Source organism: Acinetobacter sp. TUM15071 (assembly GCF_008980925.1).
Classification (GTDB): domain Bacteria; phylum Pseudomonadota; class Gammaproteobacteria; order Pseudomonadales; family Moraxellaceae; genus Acinetobacter; species Acinetobacter dispersus.
Window position 1 is genome coordinate 55,688 of the sequence record NZ_BKGB01000001.1, and the last position, 19,112, is coordinate 74,799.

Sequence of the window (19,112 nt, forward strand, 5' to 3'; positions counted from 1 at the left end):
CCCCATCCTCTTATGAGGAAAAACTTTTATGAACTTCCAACAACTCAGAATTATTCGAGAAACTGTTCGCCAAAACTTTAATTTAACTGAAGCATCTGCGGCACTTTATACCTCCCAATCTGGTGTCAGTAAACACATTAAAGATTTAGAAGATGAATTAGGTGTACAACTCTTTGTACGTAAAGGTAAACGCTTATTAGGCCTCACCGAACCTGGACAATCCTTATTAAGTATTGTAGAACGCATGTTGGTCGATGCTGACAATATTAAACGTCTAGCCGATGATTTTAATAAAGTGGATGAAGGTACACTGACTATCGCGACTACGCATACTCAGGCTCGTTATGTACTGCCACCGATTGTGAATCAATTTAAAAAATTATTTCCAAAAGTACATTTGGTTTTACAACAGGCTAGCCCTGTTGAGATTGCAGAAATGCTACTCCAAGGTGAAGCAGATATTGGTATTGCAACTGAATCATTAACAACAGAAGATAATTTGGCCAGCGTACCTTATTATGAATGGCACCATAGCATTATTACTCCAAAAGACCATCCTCTAGCGAAACTAGACAAAATCAGCTTGGATGTCTTAGCCGAATATCCGCTGATTACCTATCATGGCGGTTTTACAGGCCGTTCTAAAATTGACAAAGCCTTTGAAGATGCACAATTGCATGCCGACATTGTAATGTCAGCCCTCGATGCCGATGTCATCAAAACCTATGTTGAACTGAATATGGGCGTCGGAATTGTCAACGATGTTGCTTATGATGCAGAGCGTGACTATCGTTTACAGCAAATCAAAACAGATATATTTGGTGTTAATACAACATGGATTGCGGTACGCAAAGGGCATCTGCTCCGTGGTTATGGTTATGAATTTATCTCACTCTGCTCACCAGAAACAGATATTAAAGCACTGAAAAAAGTAGCTTATCCAGAAGAATAAATTATCCAAAAAACAAAAGGCTCATATAAGCCTTTTGTTCTACTTATTAAAGCACATAAAAAAACGAGCATTGAGCTCGTTTTTTTATGCTGAATGCATGGATTAGAACTTGAAGCTCACACCCACTTTCGCAACTGGCATCCACTCATATTTACTTTTGTTTTCAATATTACGTTGTTCTTTATCAACAGCGCTTTCTAAAGTATTACCATTACTACCGATGATTTGATCATCGCCAGAAGTTTTTAAGTTAACGGTTGGGTTACCTGTATAATAAGCACCAACTTCACCAAATAAACCGATATTTTTATACACAGGGGCATTTAAACCAAAACCTACGTATGGTGCGATATCATTATCATAATTCATCGTACCATCAATTTGTGCACTCTGACTATTGGTTGTTGTAAAGCGCTCACCATTAACCCGAACCAAACTGTTGCCACCAACACGTTTTTTCAAATCATAGGTATTGTCAAGATAACCAACACCTGCTGCTACATAAAGAGCACGAGCAAATGCATTTTGGTTAGTACCCCATGGGTAAATTTCAGCATTTAAATATGCTGTTTTATTATCCATGTCCATATCATATTTCGTGCCATCAACTTTTAAACTGTCTGACCAAGAAATATCCCCACCATTGTAACCAAGGCTTAAGCTCACGTATGGGTTAACTCGATATGAAATTGCACCACCGTAGCCTGTTGTACCAACTTCAGCACGAACTGAAACTGGATCTAAGTATGAAGGAAATGCATAAACAGATTCCTGCACAACTTGCTCATCCGCTGCAAATGCAGTACCTGCAATCGCTGTTAATGCACCTGCTGCTAACATAACACGCAAAGCTTTCATTGAAGTCTCCTCACAAAACGCTTTTATTTAAATAAATATATAATTGTTGCTTGTGGACTAAGCATAAAAGAATGATCGCTAACTTTTTATACAGAAACTGATTACTTTTTGTTATTTTTTGATACAAATTCGAATGAATTATGTATTTCTAAATTATAGATAAAAAACAATGGACTCCATTTTTATTACAGTTTTGTTGCACAAATTTAAAACAATATATTGTAACTACTTTTTTCAAAGATTCTGAGGGTCTGCTGCCAATTTATCTATGGTTGCGACAATGGAGATTTTTCAGGCGATACAAGGCATGGCTTGTGAAGTTTAGGCTTTCTAAATGAACAAGACATAACGATGTAGCGACAAAAAACTCCTTGTCCCAAAGGGTTATAGCTAAAATTTCCTCATACTTCGTTATGATACTTGGCAAGGGAATAGCCATTCCCTGCGTTTCATGCCTCGTCTGATAAAATTTTAGCTTATAACGCAACCTATTTATAAAATGGCAACAGACCCTACAAAATTAGTGTAAAATCTTCAAAATTTTTTTGGAAGAACGAAGATCATGTCTCAGCTTTCTACAATCATTGAGCAAGCATTTGAAGACCGTGCCAACTATAGCGCAACGGACTGCCCAACAGAAATTCGTCAAGCTGTAGAAGAAGCATTGACTGCTTTAGACAACGGCTCACTTCGTGTAGCGGAAAAAATCGATGGTGAATGGGTTGTTCACCAATGGTTAAAAAAAGCAGTTTTACTTTCATTCAAACTCAATGACAACAAGCCAATTGAAGCTTGTGATCTTCGTTTCTATGACAAAGTAGATACTAAATACGCAGGTTGGACTGAAGAACAGTTCAAAGCTGCGGGTGTACGTGTTGTACCGCCTGCTGTAGCTCGTCGTGGTAGTTTCCAAGCGAAAAATGTGATTTTGATGCCTTCATATGTCAACATCGGTGCTTATGTAGATGAAGGTACCATGGTTGATACATGGGCTACTGTAGGTTCATGTGCGCAAATCGGTAAAAATGTTCACTTATCTGGTGGCGTTGGTATCGGTGGTGTTTTAGAGCCATTACAAGCAAACCCAACCATTATTGAAGATAACTGCTTCATCGGTGCACGTTCTGAAATCGTTGAAGGCGTGATTGTTGAAGAAGGTTCTGTAATCTCAATGGGTGTTTTCATTGGTCAATCAACCAAGATCTTCGATCGTGAGACTGGTGAAGTTCATTATGGCCGTGTACCAGCAGGTTCTGTGGTTGTTGCGGGTAGCCTTCCATCTAAATGCGGTACTTACAGCCTTTACGCTGCGATCATCGTGAAAAAAGTTGATGCGAAAACACGTGCAAAAACTAGCCTAAACGATTTATTGCGTGCAGACTAATTTCTAATATTTATTGCGGAACTTGGTCGTTCCCCGTCTCTACGATCAGTCATGGTCGTAGAGATTTTGTTTTTTATGTACATGCTGCTTGTGTAGCAACTGTTTTGTGGTAACTGTTTATGGCTTCCTTACGTTCTTCTGCAATTCCTGTCTCAGATCCTGCGGCAGGTTTACGCATCACAGAGATTTTTTACTCTTTGCAAGGCGAAGCGAATACCTTTGGTCTACCGACCGTTTTTATTCGTTTAACAGGTTGCCCTTTACGTTGTAGTTATTGCGATACGACCTACTCTTTTGAAGGTGGCGAACGTTTATCGCTTGAACAGATTATCGAAACTGCAAGCCAACATAAAACACCTTATATTTGCGTCACAGGCGGCGAGCCACTTGCTCAGCCAAATTGCCTGATTTTATTACAGCGCCTATGTGACCTCGGTTTTGAAGTATCTCTAGAAACCAGTGGTGCCTTAGATGTGTCTAAAGTTGATCCACGTGTTTCTAAAGTATTAGATTTAAAAACACCGACTTCTAAAGAAGATCATCGGAACCTATACAGCAATCTTGACTATTTAACGCCACATGATCAGATTAAATTTGTGATTTGTAATCGTGGGGACTATGAGTGGTCGAAACAACAACTTGAACAATTCCAGTTGCAAGATAAAGTGAGTACAGTATGGTTCTCGCCTGCTTTTGCAGTTGAAAAAGGTGCTGTTGCCCTGCCTGCTTTGGCGCGTGACTTAGCTCAATGGATTTTAGAAGACCATCTCCCTGTTCGCTTCCAATTACAGTTGCATAAGCTGTTATGGAATGATGAATCTGGTCGTTAAAATGCTTACCATCTCCGTTCTGCAAAATAGATCGGCTTTTATCAAATTTATTTTTAGGTTGAATCATGGAAAATAATATGCGTTCTCGTGCCATCGTATTATTGTCTGGCGGCTTAGACTCAACAACGTGTCTTGCTTGGGCACAGGCAAATTATGAATGTATCGCCTTAAGCTTTATGTATGGTCAACGTTCAACGACTGAACTTGATGCAGCCAAAGCACTTGCACAACGTGCAGGTGTAGAACACCGTGTCATTAATATTGATTTGGGCAATTTGGGTGGTTCTGCACTTACAGATCATAACATTGAAGTCCCAGAACAATTACAAGAAGGCATTCCTGTAACTTATGTTCCAGCACGTAACACTATTTTCTTATCTTATGCACTTGCTGCAGCCGAAGTTTTTGACGCAGCTGCCATCGTGATTGGGATTAATGCTGTTGATTATTCAGGATATCCTGACTGTCGCCCTGAATTTATTGACGCTTTTGCCAATCTTGCCCGTCTGGCAACAAAAGCTGGTGTTGAAGGAAAACCCCTTAAAATTGAAACACCTTTGTTACATTTATCTAAAGCGAATATTATACGCTTAGGCATCGAACATGGCGTAGACTATAGTCAAACGGTATCCTGCTATCAGGCAGATGCTCAAGGACGTGCATGTGGCAAATGCGACAGCTGTCGTTTACGTCAACAAGGTTTTATCGAAGCAGGTATTGCGGATCCAACGCGTTACGCTGAATAACCGATATAGGGTAAAAAATTAGGTACATTATATGAAGTTTTCTAAATCAAATCTTATTCTTTCTACAATGATGTCAGCTGCTGCATTATTTGCAACAGCAACTCACGCAGCTGATAATCCATTACAAACTGCGTATAAAAGTACCAATGTAAAAGCAGCGTTGGTCAATGTATGTAAAGACCAAACTGCGAAAGGCGGCAAATTAACAGCGGCAGAAGTAAGCAAGTTCTGTGGTTGCCAAATTGATGCACAAGGTAAAGTAACTGAAGCACAAAAATGGGAAATCCAAAGTGCAATCAACGCGAAGAAAAGCCCAAGTTCTTTAGGTTTTGTACAACAGCAAAATAAAGACTTACAAGCTTGCCTAGGTGCACCGCTTGTAACTAAGCTTGAAAAGCTAACTGAAGAAGCAATGAAAGCTGCTCAACAACAACAGCAACAAGCACCGAAAAAATAAGCTTGTCTTGCTCAGAACAAAGCCTGCATTTATGCAGGCTTTTTCTATAGGGTTTGTTAAAATCTCTTTTATCATGAATTAGTTGAATAACACCATGCAAGACCAATGGAAAACCAATGCGGATCAAAGGCAGTCAATCGTCTCTTTTAGTGGGGGTAAAGATAGTTCCCTCGCCTTATACCATGCCATGCAAACAGGTACAGTGATCGGACTGATTGTGATGCTGGAAGAGCAAGGACAACGCTCGCGGTCACATGCAATGCCACTGGATATTATCCGTGCGCAAGCAGATGCAATTGGTTTACCTGTGTATATGACGTCATCAAGTTGGGCTGATTATGAGACAAAGTTTATCGCGCTACTCAATCAAGCCAAACAAAACGGTGCTGAAGTACTGGTAACAGGTGATTTGGATATGCCTCAACATGGCTGTTGGCATGATCAGGTGACTCAGCAAGTAGGACTAAAATTGGGCATGCCGCTGTGGTTACGCCCACATAAAGAAGTGGTTGAAGAGTTTATCAATTTAGGATTTAAAAGTGTCATAGTGACAGTCAACCTGAAACTGGGTATGCAAGTCGAAGATCTGGGCAAAATCCTCACTCTGGACTACATCCAAGAATTAGAAAGCCGTGGCATTGACTCATGTGGTGAAGGTGGTGAATTCCACACCACCGTGATTGATGGACCAATTTTTAACAAAGCTATTCCTGTACGTCGTGGCGATATTGTTTATCATGAGGAATATGCTTTTTTACCCCTTGAGCTTGAACAAAATTAATTTTATCGAAGGATAAACAATGTCTGAGAATATTCAATTACCGAATCACACTTTCCCCACCACACAAGGTGAAATCAATTTGGCTGAGACTAGCAGTGAATGGTTGGTACTCTATTTCTATCCTAAAGACTCAACCCCTGGTTGTACCACTCAAGCAGTGGGCTTTTCTTGCTTAAAAGACCAATTTGATGCGTTAAACTGTCAAATTATTGGCGTATCACGCGACTCGGTCAAAGCACATCAGAACTTTACCGAAAAACAAGCGCTCAGGATTGACTTAATCAGTGATAAAGAAGAAGTGTTATGCAAACATTTCGATGTGATCAAAGAAAAAAATATGTATGGCAAACAAGTGATGGGCATTGAACGCTCAACCTTTATTTTCCATAACAAACAGTTAGTGAAAAGCTACCGTAAAGTCAAAGCGGCTGGACATGCAGAACAAGTCTTAGAAGACCTCAAAGCATTACAAACTGCTTAATCACATGTAATAACAAAAAAGCGGGTTCTAAACTCGCTTTTTTTATTCAAGCAAATTGCTGTCAGCTTCGCGCTTGGCGTATGATAAACAGATTAAAAGAATAAGCTAAAGACTTCAAAAATGAATTATCTCAATGTGTTCTTATCATTACCCTTACTTATGTTTGTATCTGCATGTAACTCGAATGCACCTACGACTTCTCAAAACTCTGCTCCCATAGTCGCACAAATTCAAAAATCAGCGACCGAAATACGCTGCCAAGACCTACAAAACCCTGCTTATCAACAAGTGCTTCTTGATGCAATTAATGAAATTCGGCAACATCCACGTCAATGTGGTGGACAGTATTTTCCCGCAGTTGCACCACTTCGATGGAACAATCACTTATATCAAAGTGCCTTGGCGCATGCCGAAGATATGGCGCAGTACAGTGTGCTTGGACATGTGAGTAGCACAGGTCAAGATTTTAGAACCCGCCTAAAACAAACATCATTTAAAGGGCGAGGCGGTGGTGAAAACGTAGCACGTGGACAAAAAAATTTAAATGATGTGATGGCCACATGGCTTGCCAGTCCAGTGCATTGTCATAATTTAATGCATCCAAAATTTACAGATTATGCGCTAGCCTGTACAGTCGATGCCTCAACCAAGCAAAAAAGTTATTGGACTCAACAATTTGGTGTTCGATAAAAAGGAATAAGCATGCAATCTGGCTCTATTACCCCGATTTTCCGTATTTTTGATATTGCACTTGCGCAAGCATTTTATCTTGAGTATTTGGGCTTCCAATTGGACTGGCAACATACATTTGGGGATAACTTCCCGCTTTATCTACAGATTTCCAAAGAGGATTGCATCATTCATTTAACTGAGCATTTCGGTGATGCTAGCCCGCATAGTGCGATTCGTATTTATTGGGAGAATCTCAGTTTGCTTCATGCAGAATTGGATGCAAAAGATTATAAATTTGCCAAACCTCAAATTGAGAAGACCGATTGGGAAACATTGGAGCTGAGTATCACCGACCCATTTTCAAATCGAATCATTTTTTGGGAAGATGCTTAATCTTCCCTTTGTATTAAGACTCATCGATATTGGAGCGATCATTGTGCTTAAATTTTTGCTGTAATTGTTGATATATCGCTGATTTTTGAAACTCACTCAGAAACTGGATTGTCCCTTGTGGGAAAAATTCAGTTTGAATCTCTCCACGATAATAAGCTTCACGCATTGGTGTTGCTGAAATTGAATCTTTCAAACTATCCAGTTCCACCATCTGCCACTCAGGAAATAAACGTAAATAATACGAAGATTCATCCTTAAAGTGACCAATTAACCCGACTTTTGCATTGGGCTGAATGACCGCATTGACCAAATCTTTAACCTGCTTAACCCATTTTTCATCGTTATAGACATCAACGACATGCACAAAATAAATCCGCTTTTGATCTTCGTCAGAAAAGTTCGACAAAATCATTTGCTCACGTTCAGATGCTAAAAAGGGATTTTTGATATTCCGTTCAGATTGAGCCGAGCCCAAAGCCAAGATCACGTTCTGACTTTGTTGTAATGCAATTTCAATGGTTTGCATATGCGCCAAATGAAAAGGCTGAAAGCGTCCAATAAAAACAAGATAGTCAAATGTGTACATAGGCGTAATTTCACTTTTTGTGAACTCATCAGTTGTGTCATTCAGATAAATATGCGACATAATGAGGGCACTTAAAAATCAATCTGGATTAAAGCAAGGATAGTACGATGACACTTAGCTGTATTCAACAACCTCATCAACATTTGCAAGCAAATTTAGAAGATGGCGTACTCACCTTAGCCATTAACCGTTCAGAAGCAAAAAATGCACTCTATGGCGAACTTTATCTTTGGATCGCAAAAGCTTTGGATGAAGCAGATGCGGATAAAGACGTTCGTGTGGTGATCTTCCGTGGTGCAGAACAAGACTTTACTGCGGGTAATGACATGAAAGACTTTATGGGCTTTATCCAAAAGCCACATGAAGGCAAAGCTGGCGATCAACCTCCATTTGTATTGTTAAAAGCTGCTGCACGGTTATCTAAACCATTGATCATTGCGGTCAAAGGTGTAGCAATTGGTATTGGTGTAACGCTGCTATTACATGCTGACCTCGTTTTCGCAGACAACACTGCCCTGTTCCAAATCCCATTTGTCAGCCTTGGCTTGTCTCCAGAAGGTGCTGCAAGTCGTTTATTAGTCAAACAAGCAGGCTACCAGAAAGCAGCTGAGTTATTATTCACAGCGAAAAAATTTGATGCAGCAACTGCGGTAAAAGCCAACCTGGTCAATGATGTGGTTGAAGATGTCTATGCAACTGCACAACAAACGGCTCAACATTTAGCTGCATTACCATTGGCGTCGATCAAACAAAGTAAGGCACTGATGAAACAAGACTTAGCTGAAATCATCGCTTGTGTAGATGATGAAGCAGAAATCTTTATGCAACGTGTACGTTCTCCTGAAATGATGGAAGCTGTACAAGCCTTTATGCAAAAGCGTAAACCTGATTTTTCTCAGTTTAATTAATGCGACAGTCGTTGATTAAACCAAGCCACTGAGTTACTAAACTTAGTGGCTTTTTTTATTTTCGTCATTCATCTAGATATTCAACATCGGACAGACTAAGCTCAAGTTAGATTAAAATTAGATTACAAAGAATTTATGAAAGTTGTGATTGCCCCAGATTCATTTAAGGACAGCCTGTCTGCACACGGTATTGCTCAGGCGATTGCTTTAGGTTGGCAACAAGTCTTTCCTAATGCAGAAATCATTCAATGCCCTATGGCGGATGGCGGTGAAGGCTCTATTGAAGCCGTCTTAGAGGTATGTTCTGGGCAATGGCGTCAGCAAATAGTACAAGGCCCTCTTGGTGAAGCTGTACTGGCAAAATGGGGCTGGTTAGATGCTAAAAAGATCGCCATCATTGAAATGGCACAAGCCAGTGGTATTCAACTGCTTCAACCATCACAACGCGATGCATGTCATAGCAGTACCTATGGCACTGGACAACTGATTCTCGCAGCACTAGATGCAGGTGCTAAGCAAATCATTCTAACGATTGGCGGGAGCGCAACCAATGATGCAGGTTCAGGTTTACTCAATGCATTAGGTGCTAAATTTCTAGATGCAGATCATCAAGTCTTGCCTGCAGGTGGTCTTGCCCTGCAAAACTTAGTACAGATCGATCTGGAAAATTTTGATTCACGAATTCAACAGACTAAATTTTTATTGGCTGCCGATGTGACCAATCCTTTATGTGGACCAAATGGTGCTTCTCATATTTTTGGGCCACAAAAAGGCGCTTCACCTCAACAAGTGTTGGCGTTAGATCAAGCCCTGTCCCATTTTGCCGACGTTACTGCTCAATACTTTGGCTTTGATCAACGCAATGAGACTGGTGCAGGAGCAGCAGGTGGACTCGGTTTTGCTGCGAAAATATTCTTAAAGGCTGAGTTTCGATCTGGAGTCGAAGTCATTGCTGAACTAAATCAACTTACTGCCAAAATCCAAGGCGCGGATTGGGTAATTACAGGCGAAGGAAAATTTGATGAGCAGACTTTAAATGGTAAAACACCTTTTGGCGTTGCTAAAATTGCACAAGCAGCCAGTGTACCCGTCATTGTGATAGCAGGAACGCTTGGACAAAACTATCAAGCTTTATATGAGCACGGTATTACGGCTGTCTTTTCTTTAACTTCAGGCCCGACCAGCCTCGAAGAAGCCTGTCAAAATGCGGCAGATCTAATTCGTGCACGGACAACAGATATCGCTCGGTTGATTCAAAGCAGTATGCTTAGAAAAGAATAAAGTTTATTGAATATCTAAAATCTGGATAAACTCAAAAGCAGGTTCTTCATAAGGATGGCTTGCCTTTAAAGCTTTTGCCACAGCACTGGCCTTTTCCTCAGAGACAATGGTTTCAACTCGCCATTCTTCGAGCTGCTCTAATTCATCTAATTGTCCTAAGAAAGGATTTGCACCTTTTACGGGCTTAAATTGTCCAATGCCTTTGACTTGCCAAGCACAATGTTCGTAATTACCAATACCGCCTGCTCCTGCTTCGAAAATGGCAGATTTTGTAGATTCAAGGTGAGACTCTGGCACGTAATAAATCAGCTTTAACATCTTAAAATGGCTCAAATCGAAATCAATTAGACTTCAATCATAACGTTATAAAAGCTGAACAATCAAAGAGAAATGTTGATGATGAGATAACTCACGACGATAAAAAGCAGTTGGATAAACACAGTTAAGCCAAACCAAAACCAGCCTTTGTCTTTTGAATAGCTTGTTCTCAAATAGTTTTCATTTTTCATCATACTGTTCTCGCATATCTTATTCATTGTTGAAATATGAGCAGCAAGAATTGAGCCAATGAAATAAATTAGTCATCAATACAAAGACAGCTTTTCCACACCCTCTTGTAAGCTATTGTGTCTTACTATGACTAAATAAAATATCAGTATCTGCTAGTGATTTTATAGGTCGTGTTAATGGAAAATGAATGTTCCCCATCATATGATGGCTTTCTATTGATAGTGAATCTATATAATTACGTTGTTCTATCCACAATGTGTGTGGAACGCAATATCCCTCACTATATCGCATGAAACTCCTACCATATGAATCAATAAACTTCACTCTAACTTGAAAATAATCACCAAATAAAGTTTCTGGCAATATTTTATGATCTTTATCAAATGCAATTTTTATTGTTGCCTCAGCTAAATCCCCTCTCTTTTTCTTATGAATAGCTAAATACTTATCGAGATAGTCCGAAAATTTGAGATTAACTTGCTTCAAGAACTCATCACGTCCAAAGCAGTCCTGATCTATAAGATTAAATGTTAAGAAGGATTTATCTAAAGACTGGCAATAGGTGTATAAAACACCTATACCCCAAAAATCCTCATAATCATGATAACGATTAACAAATTTATCTAACAAGATTGTTGCTGTATCGAGAAGTCTTCTTTTCAATTTCCTAACACCACTAGCCTAGAGCAGAGTATAGACTCACACCATTATTAATTTACTTAATGACTTATATCCTTAGAAATTTTTAAATGTCTTTTCTCATATTGTGTCATTACAAAAGCCAAACCACATAAAATCACAAAGCCACTGGTCATCGGAATCAAAGTACCGTTATATAACTGCCCAATAATTGAAGCTAAAATCAAAGACAATACTGAAGACGATGCACCAATAATCGCTGAAGCCATACCTGCTACATGTCCCATCGGTTCCATGGCAATCGCATTCAGATTGCCAAATAGTGTTCCAAATAATAAAAACAGAATGCAGGCATACAACATAAACATCCAGAACGAAACTGGCACACCCATAAGCTGGATGATTAGGAACAGCAATGAGATTAGACTTAAACCAAGAAAACCATAAATACAGATGGGACGCATACCAAACTTCATGACAATTCTAGAGTTAGTAAAGGAAGCAATCCCCATCACACCTGCTAATAAAGCAAAGTAAGCACTAAATTCCTGCCCTGTTTTACCAAATTGCTGCATAAAGATTTGCTGTGATGTTCCAAGGTATCCGATAAAACCGCCAAAACAAAAACCTGCACATAATAAATAACTCATGGTAGTTTTATTGCTCACCACTTCTTTAAAACCATCCTTAAATGCTTGCACGCGCATTGGCAAACGGTTTTCTGGAATTAGCGTCTCTTCTAGTCGTAAAGCGACCCAAGCGCCAACAGCGATGGCATAGACCATATACAATACAAAAATATCGCGCCAGCCAAAGAAATGGATGATCAACTGTCCCAAACTGGGTGCAATCGCAGGTGCGACCATAAACACCATCATGATCAAAGACATGATACGTGCCATTTGGGCACCACTATATTTATCCCGAACGATGGAAATCGAGGCCACATAAGGCCCTGAAACACCGACACCCTGAATAAAACGACCCAGCAAAAACCATTCAAAACTTTGGGTCGAATAACACAATAAACTACCTAAAAAATAGATCACGATGCCTGTAAATAAAATCCGTTTTCGTCCAATCGCATCGGACAATGGTCCTGCAATCAGTTGTCCAATGGTCATGCCTGAAAAAATACTGATAATGACCCATTGCGCCTGATTACTATTTTGCAAAGTAAAAACACGACCAATTTCACCGAGTGCGGGTAAAACAGCATCAATTGAGAATGAGACGATGGACATCAGTAATGCCATCAGCAGTGCAAATTCGCGGAAATGGATTTTTGATTTCATTTTTCTTGTCCATTGATGATTATTTTATACGGAATGAAATAAGCCACCTGACGGTGGCTTATTTCATGACTTTAATTAACCAATAAATTTACGTGCGTTACGGAACATACGTAACCAAGCACCATCTTCTGCCCAATCTTCAGGCTTCCAAGAATGCTGTAAAGCACGGAAGTTACGTTCTGGATGCGGCATCATCACGGTTGCACGACCATCTTTAGAGGTTAAACCTGTAATCGCCTCAGGTGAACCATTCGGGTTCAATGGATAGTGTTGAGTTGGATTACCCAAACTATCCACATAGCGTAAGATCACTTGGTTCTCAGCATTTAAAGCAGCAATTTGCTGTTCAGTTGCAACCAAACGACCCTCACCATGCGCAACCGCGATTGGTAAAATCGAACCTTGCATATCTTCAAGCAAGACTGAAACTGATTTTTCTACACGAACGTTCACGGCACGCGCTTCAAATACTTCTGATGTATTGCGGTGGAAACGGCCCCAATGCTCTGCACCTGGAATCAGTGGTGCAAGTTGAGACATCATTTGACAGCCATTACATACGCCTAAGCTGAATGTATTTTGACGATGGAAGAACTGTTCAAACTGATCACGCAATTTTGCATTGAACAATACTGATTTCGCCCAACCGCCACCAGCACCCATCACGTCACCGTATGAGAAACCACCACAAGCCACTAAACCTTCGAAGTCGCTCAAGCTGACACGACCTGCAAGTAAGTCACTCATGTGTACGTCGATGGTGTTGAAACCAACTTTATCAAATGCAGCAGCCATTTCAACATGACCATTAACACCCTGCTCACGCAAGATTGCCATGTTTGGACGACGTGTATTGATAAACGGTGCTTCAACTGGCTCATTTAAATCATAAGTTGCTTGGGCAATTAAACCTTTGTGGTTTTGATCTGCAATTAAAGCAAACTCTTGATCAGCAGTTTCAACGTTGTCACGTAAACGTTGGATCTGATGCGATACCTCAGCCCATGCTTGTTGTAATTCAGCACGTTCTAAAGTCAAACCATTCACAGCCAATTGATCTGTCGTATTAACACGACCCACAACTGCAATTGCATCTTTCAGGCTAGAAGCTGCAACTTCAACTTCTAGCTGTGCCCAATCAGCCGCTGTGATTTGCAGTACAGCGCCAATTTCTTCAGCAAATAAGCTTTCAGTCGTTTGATTTTCTAAAGCAACACCTAAGCGTGAAGCAAATATCATTTCAGCAACAGTCGCCAATAAACCGCCATCACCGATATCATGGTAAGCCTTAATCACACCACGATTGTTCCAGTCTTGAATCAAGGCAAAGAATGCTTTGAAGTCATCAAAACTATCGACATCAGGTGTCACCGAACCAATGGCTTTATACACTTGCGCAAGGATCGAACCGCCAAGGCGGAACTGACCTTTAGATAGGTCAATACGAACCAATACTGAATCAACTAAATTTTTCAATTCAGGCGTTAATGTTTTACGAACATCTAGAACTGGTGCAAATGCTGTGATCACACCTGTCATTGGCGAAGTCACGGCCTTGTCTTCACCATCATTCCACGTCGTACGCATAGAAAGTGAATCTTTACCAACTGGAATTGCGATGCCTAATGCAGGACACATTTCCATACCAATCGCTTTTACACCTTCAAACAAGGCTTGATCTTCACCTTTTTGACCTGCCGCTGCCATCCAGTTTGCTGAAAGTTTGATATCACTAATTTGTTCGATGTTGGCACAAGCAATGTTGGTAATCGCTTCTGCAACCGCTAAACGTGCAGATGCAGCTGGATTTAACAATGCAACAGGTGGACGTTCGCCCATTGCCATTGCTTCACCAGTGAAACCTTGCAAGCTTGTAGTCGTTACTGCTGCATCTGCTACAGGAACCTGCCAGCGACCCACCATCTGATCACGTGCAACCATACCTGTAATCGAACGGTCACCAATGGTGATCAAGAATGATTTAGATGCAACTGTTGGATTTTTCAATACACGGAAAATCGCATCTTTTAAATCAACTTTCGCAACATCAAAGTCGTTACCCGTACGCTCAATCGTTTCATATGAACGTTGCATACGCGGTGTACCGCCTAAGATCACCTGCATTGGAATATCGACAGGCTTGTTCTCAAACAACGGATCTTCAACCGTTAAGTGACGCGCTTCAGTCGCTTCACCCAATACCGCAAACGGACAACGCTCACGTGCACAAATTTCTTCAAACTGTTCTAAAGACTCTGGGCGAATGGCAAGCACATAACGTTCTTGCGCTTCATTTGACCAGATCTCCATCGGGCTCATACCTGGCTCTAATGATGGAATTTTACGCAGGTTAAGCACTGCACCCAACTCATGATCATTCACAAGTTCTGGCATCGCATTGGATACACCACCCGCACCCACATCATGTACAGACACGATAGGGTTAAAATCTTCTAAGCGCCAGCAGGTATCGATGACTTCTTGGCAACGGCGTTCCATTTCTGGGTTTTCACGTTGCACCGAAGCAAAGTCCAAGCTCTCGCCCATCGTACCGCTGTCTACAGAAGACGCTGCGCCACCGCCAAGACCGATCAACATTGCAGGGCCACCCAATACAATGAGCAAGTCACCTGGTTGAATCGCATCTTTCTCTACGTGGTCAGGACGAATGTTGCCGTAACCACCAGCGATCATGATTGGCTTGTGGAAGCCCTTCACTTCACCATTTACATTCTGTTCGAAAGTACGGAAATAACCATTTAATGCAGGACGACCGAATTCGTTATTAAATGCTGCGCCACCCAATGGACCTTCAATCATGATTTGTAATGGCGATGCCATACGTGAAGGTTTACCGTAGTTATCTTCCCAAGGTTGTTCAAAACCAGGAATATTTAAGTTTGAAACAGTAAAGCCTGTTAAACCAGCTTTTGGTTTACCACCACGACCAGTTGCACCTTCATCACGGATTTCACCGCCCGAACCTGTTGCAGCACCTGCAAATGGAGCAATTGCAGTTGGGTGGTTGTGTGTTTCAACCTTCATTAAAATATGAGCAGCTTGGCTCTTATATTTATAAACGAAGTGACCATTTTCATCCGCTTTCGGATAAAAACGCATCGTGTCATAACCCACGATCACAGACGCGTTATCTTTATATGCCGACAACACATCTGTTGGAGATTCTTTATAGGTATTTTTAATCATTTGGAACAATGATAATGGTTGTTTTTCACCATCAATTGTCCATTCAGAACCAAAGATTTTATGACGACAGTGTTCAGAGTTTGCTTGAGCAAACATCATCAATTCGATGTCGTTTGGATTACGGCCAAGCTTAGTAAATGCTTCGGTTAAGTAATCAATTTCTTGCTCAGATAAAGCAAAGCCAAACTCATTGTTGGCTTTGACTAACGCTTCTTTTCCTTGACCCAAGATATCAATTGAGTTCAATGGCTTCGGTGCTGTTTCTGAGAATAGAGCTTTTGCATCATCAATTTGAGCAAAAACACTCTCTGTCATACGGTCGTGTAAAGCCAATTTCACTTCGTTCGAAATCTCTTTCACACCTTTCAGTGTAAATAACAGACCACGCTCTAAACGGTGAATGGGCGTATTACAGTTTTGGAAAATATCGGTTGCTTTAGATGACCATGGCGAGATTGTCCCCACACGCGGTGTCACTAAAATCTGGATTTCATCACTTGCAGCTTGGCGAAGTTCGAAAGATTGACCATCGTTTAAAAGTTGTAATGCCGATTGATGTTGCTGCTCGTTGAGCGCTTGATCAAACAAATAAACCCACTGGCTGTCAAAAGATTGAACAGAACTCATTGACGTTAATCGGTTTAAGAGTTGAGCTTTCTTGAAAGAAGAATGTGCTGATGCACCGGCCACGATAAACATGTTGACTTTGGCTCCACGGGTGGGTCTAACGAACCTACCACAATGTGACTTATGAAAGAGCGCATATTCTACTGTGAAAGGCTCATTTCAGCTAGCTAATCCATCTTAAAAATCAGAGTTTTCTACTGCAAATGGCTTAATTTCTTGTAGCTTTATCCATTTTACTTTATTCGTAACAATTCATTTAAGCTGATACAGCCATCACATTTCATATTTATAGCTCATTACTCTTATTTCTTTTCTGCTATCGAAATCGCAATGTATCCCCGCACAACAGACTTTCCTTCTTCTCTACCTACCATTACTTTATCTTGAAATCTCCCTATTTACCTTATTAAGACAACTTGTGTCGCTCTACCCTAGTGCTTTAATCTTTTTTTTGGCATGATGAACCTGAACTCATAGTGAATAATGATGAATGGAACAAATGCGTTGGGTAGAATTGCTATCTGCAATTCGTTTAGGTAGTAAAAAAAGCAGTACTGAATTGGCTCGAAGCCCATTCCACAAAGATTATGACAGAATTATATTTTCGCAAAGCTTTCGCCAACTGAATAGAAAAACACAGGTTCATCCACTTACACAACATGATGGTATCCATACCCGCCTCACGCACTCGCTAGAAGTGTCTTGTATTGGGCGTTCACTCGGCATGTTGGCCGCAGAAAAAATCAAAGATGAATTACCGATGTGGATCTCCCCAGCAGATGTGGGTGCGATTATCCAAGCAGCCTGTCTGGCACATGATATTGGTAATCCACCTTTTGGTCATGCTGGCGAATATGCGATTCGTGAATGGTTTGATGATGCATCGCATCGTGACTTCTTGACCAGACTTACACCTGAAGAAGCAGCCGATGTACGCCAGTTTGAAGGCAATGCACAAGGACTTCGCCTACTCAGCCGTATTGATTACCATCCCGATGATGGCGGCATGCGTTTAACCTGTGCAACACTCGGTGCTTATTTAAAATATCCATGGTTATCCAAAACCATCGAAGAACAAGGCGATATGCCATCGCATCAACGGGCGAAATTTGGTTGTTATCAATCTGAAAAAGAAATTTTAAAACAGTTAGCAGAGCAACTTGGTCTGATTCAGCTTGGTGACTATCACTATTGCCGCCATCCACTGACCTATTTATTAGAAGCAGCTGATGATATTTGTTATGCGCTCATTGATTTAGAAGATGGCATTATTCTGAACATGTTGAACTATGCCGAAGTTGAGCCAATTTTTCTGAATCTGATTGCAGATTATGGTTATCCAGAAGAATTACATTTACCACATACCACATGGCAGCAAAAAATTGCGGCCTTACGCGGTCGTGTGATGAAACGTTTAGTCGATGAAGTGACCACTGCATTTGCCAAACATCAGTATGAAATTTTAACCGGTCAGCTCAAAGGTAGCCTATTACAATATTGCTCACCTGATATTGAAGCAGGTATTCAAACGGCGAAGAATCTGGCACGTGACCGAATTTTTGAACATCCCCAAAAATCAGGTTTAGAGATTATTGCCCATCAAAGTCTACAAACCATTCTGGATGCATTTATTCCTTTGACCATGCCGCATAAGACATTAAGCTTTAAAGAACAGCGATTAATGTCAATTTTGCAACATTCAGGGGTAAATCTGCAAAACAACCACTATAATAATATTATGCAAGTCTTGGATATTATTAGTAAGTTTTCTGACCACCAAGCCTATAGCTTGGCGCAAGAGCTGCAAGGCAATAAAATTGGATTCTTTTAACAGTTGAAATTAGACCAAGACTTTTTTCAAGCTCAAACTAAATTTTTTAAAATAGTGAAATTTAACTCATGATCGGATGTTTAATTGGCGAAGTGTTTGCCCTAGAAGCCCCAACAGTATTACTCAATGTGAATGGTGTGGGTTATGAAATAGACACACCACTTTCGACATTTTGCCAATTACAAAAAGGACAGAAAGTTACTTTATGGACCCACTTGGTCGTTCGTGAAGATGCTCAACAACTTTATGGCTTTAGCGATGCTCAAGAAAAAACCATTTTCCGTACTTTACTTAAAGTAAATGGTGTAGGTCCTAAAATGGCTTTAGGTATCCTGTCTACCTTAAGTATTGAATTGCTGATTCATACTATTGAACATGATGATATTAATACCCTGATTAAAGTTCCAGGTGTGGGCAAGAAAACAGCTGAACGTTTAATGATTGAATTAAGAGATCGTTTCAAAGCCTTAGCACAATCAACTGGCAGTATAAGCACTACAGCAGTAACGCAAATCCAATTTATGTCAAATTCACCTGTTGCAGAAGCAGAAGCCGCATTACAATCTCTTGGTTATAAACCAGCAGAAGCACAAAAAGCCGTGGCGGCAGTTAAAGCAGACTATACTGAATCTGCTGACATTATTCGTGCTGCGCTTAAATCAATGATGAAGTAA

20 protein-coding genes are annotated in these 19,112 nt (G+C 40.6%); 13 read left to right on the forward strand and 7 right to left on the reverse strand.

Annotated elements, in window-relative coordinates:
• Window positions 1-28 precede the first annotated feature (28 nt).
• A complete protein-coding gene (locus GBI66_RS00275) occupies window positions 29-952 on the forward strand; it encodes a CysB family HTH-type transcriptional regulator (RefSeq protein ID WP_005189937.1) in 924 nt (307 codons plus the stop codon).
• Window positions 953-1,054: 102 nt separating this feature from the next.
• Here the strand turns inward: GBI66_RS00275 and carO are convergent, their stop codons facing one another.
• A complete protein-coding gene (gene carO, locus GBI66_RS00280; RefSeq protein ID WP_005189940.1) occupies window positions 1,055-1,810 on the reverse strand; it encodes an ornithine uptake porin CarO type 5 in 756 nt (251 codons plus the stop codon).
• Between the two features lie 562 nt (window positions 1,811-2,372).
• On the opposite strand from carO, the gene dapD reads away from it, so the two are divergent.
• From dapD to GBI66_RS00320, 8 genes are all read left to right on the forward strand, one after another.
• Window positions 2,373-3,194 (forward strand): 2,3,4,5-tetrahydropyridine-2,6-dicarboxylate N-succinyltransferase, encoded by an 822-nt coding sequence (gene dapD, locus GBI66_RS00285; RefSeq protein WP_151714740.1) that lies wholly within the window; start codon window positions 2,373-2,375, stop codon window positions 3,192-3,194.
• Window positions 3,195-3,313: 119 nt separating this feature from the next.
• Complete coding sequence (gene queE / locus GBI66_RS00290; protein WP_151714741.1) at window positions 3,314-4,024, forward strand: 7-carboxy-7-deazaguanine synthase QueE; 711 nt, start codon at window positions 3,314-3,316, stop codon at window positions 4,022-4,024.
• A 77-nt stretch (window positions 4,025-4,101) separates the two neighbouring features.
• Window positions 4,102-4,770: a 7-cyano-7-deazaguanine synthase QueC gene (gene queC, locus GBI66_RS00295; protein WP_201772399.1), complete on the forward strand. Its 669-nt coding sequence runs from the start codon at window positions 4,102-4,104 to the stop codon at window positions 4,768-4,770.
• A 31-nt stretch (window positions 4,771-4,801) separates the two neighbouring features.
• On the forward strand, window positions 4,802-5,227 hold the full coding sequence (locus GBI66_RS00300) for a hypothetical protein (RefSeq protein WP_005151830.1): 426 nt from the start codon (window positions 4,802-4,804) through the stop codon (window positions 5,225-5,227).
• 94 nt (window positions 5,228-5,321) lie between these two features.
• Window positions 5,322-6,008 carry a diphthine--ammonia ligase gene (locus GBI66_RS00305; RefSeq protein ID WP_151714742.1) on the forward strand — a complete coding sequence of 229 codons (687 nt, stop codon included), beginning with the start codon at window positions 5,322-5,324 and terminating at the stop codon, window positions 6,006-6,008.
• A gap of 19 nt (window positions 6,009-6,027) precedes the next feature.
• Complete coding sequence (locus GBI66_RS00310; RefSeq protein WP_151714743.1) at window positions 6,028-6,489, forward strand: peroxiredoxin; 462 nt, start codon at window positions 6,028-6,030, stop codon at window positions 6,487-6,489.
• Between the two features lie 120 nt (window positions 6,490-6,609).
• Window positions 6,610-7,179 (forward strand): CAP domain-containing protein, encoded by a 570-nt coding sequence (locus tag GBI66_RS00315; protein ID WP_151714744.1) that lies wholly within the window; start codon window positions 6,610-6,612, stop codon window positions 7,177-7,179.
• 12 nt (window positions 7,180-7,191) lie between these two features.
• Window positions 7,192-7,554, forward strand: a complete 363-nt coding sequence (locus GBI66_RS00320) for a glyoxalase superfamily protein (protein WP_151714745.1) — start codon at window positions 7,192-7,194, stop codon at window positions 7,552-7,554.
• Between the two features lie 13 nt (window positions 7,555-7,567).
• On the opposite strand, the gene GBI66_RS00325 is transcribed toward GBI66_RS00320, so the two are convergent.
• On the reverse strand, window positions 7,568-8,140 hold the full coding sequence (locus GBI66_RS00325) for a nicotinate-nicotinamide nucleotide adenylyltransferase (protein WP_171494241.1): 573 nt from the start codon (window positions 8,138-8,140) through the stop codon (window positions 7,568-7,570).
• A 107-nt stretch (window positions 8,141-8,247) separates the two neighbouring features.
• On the opposite strand from GBI66_RS00325, the gene GBI66_RS00330 reads away from it, so the two are divergent.
• On the forward strand, window positions 8,248-9,048 hold the full coding sequence (locus GBI66_RS00330; protein ID WP_151714747.1) for an enoyl-CoA hydratase-related protein: 801 nt from the start codon (window positions 8,248-8,250) through the stop codon (window positions 9,046-9,048).
• A gap of 135 nt (window positions 9,049-9,183) precedes the next feature.
• Window positions 9,184-10,329: a glycerate kinase gene (locus GBI66_RS00335; protein ID WP_151714748.1), complete on the forward strand. Its 1,146-nt coding sequence runs from the start codon at window positions 9,184-9,186 to the stop codon at window positions 10,327-10,329.
• A 3-nt stretch (window positions 10,330-10,332) separates the two neighbouring features.
• Here GBI66_RS00335 and GBI66_RS00340 read toward each other — a convergent pair whose 3' ends face one another.
• From GBI66_RS00340 to purL, 5 genes are all read right to left on the reverse strand, one after another.
• Complete coding sequence (locus GBI66_RS00340) at window positions 10,333-10,647, reverse strand: NGG1p interacting factor NIF3 (protein WP_151714749.1); 315 nt, start codon at window positions 10,645-10,647, stop codon at window positions 10,333-10,335.
• Between the two features lie 62 nt (window positions 10,648-10,709).
• The gene (locus GBI66_RS19805; RefSeq protein WP_005189972.1) at window positions 10,710-10,841 is read right to left on the reverse strand and encodes a KGW motif small protein; all 132 of its coding nucleotides are present in this window, start codon (window positions 10,839-10,841) and stop codon (window positions 10,710-10,712) included.
• Window positions 10,842-10,950: 109 nt separating this feature from the next.
• A complete protein-coding gene (locus GBI66_RS00345) occupies window positions 10,951-11,502 on the reverse strand; it encodes a hypothetical protein (RefSeq protein WP_151714750.1) in 552 nt (183 codons plus the stop codon).
• A gap of 56 nt (window positions 11,503-11,558) precedes the next feature.
• On the reverse strand, window positions 11,559-12,773 hold the full coding sequence (locus GBI66_RS00350; protein ID WP_151714751.1) for a multidrug effflux MFS transporter: 1,215 nt from the start codon (window positions 12,771-12,773) through the stop codon (window positions 11,559-11,561).
• A 75-nt stretch (window positions 12,774-12,848) separates the two neighbouring features.
• Window positions 12,849-16,679, reverse strand: a complete 3,831-nt coding sequence (gene purL, locus GBI66_RS00355) for a phosphoribosylformylglycinamidine synthase (protein WP_151714752.1) — start codon at window positions 16,677-16,679, stop codon at window positions 12,849-12,851.
• A 418-nt stretch (window positions 16,680-17,097) separates the two neighbouring features.
• Here purL and GBI66_RS00360 point away from each other — a divergent pair, with 418 nt between their 5' ends.
• A complete protein-coding gene (locus GBI66_RS00360) occupies window positions 17,098-18,438 on the forward strand; it encodes a deoxyguanosinetriphosphate triphosphohydrolase (RefSeq protein WP_005189988.1) in 1,341 nt (446 codons plus the stop codon).
• A gap of 68 nt (window positions 18,439-18,506) precedes the next feature.
• Window positions 18,507-19,112, forward strand: a complete 606-nt coding sequence (gene ruvA / locus GBI66_RS00365) for a Holliday junction branch migration protein RuvA (RefSeq protein ID WP_151714753.1) — start codon at window positions 18,507-18,509, stop codon at window positions 19,110-19,112.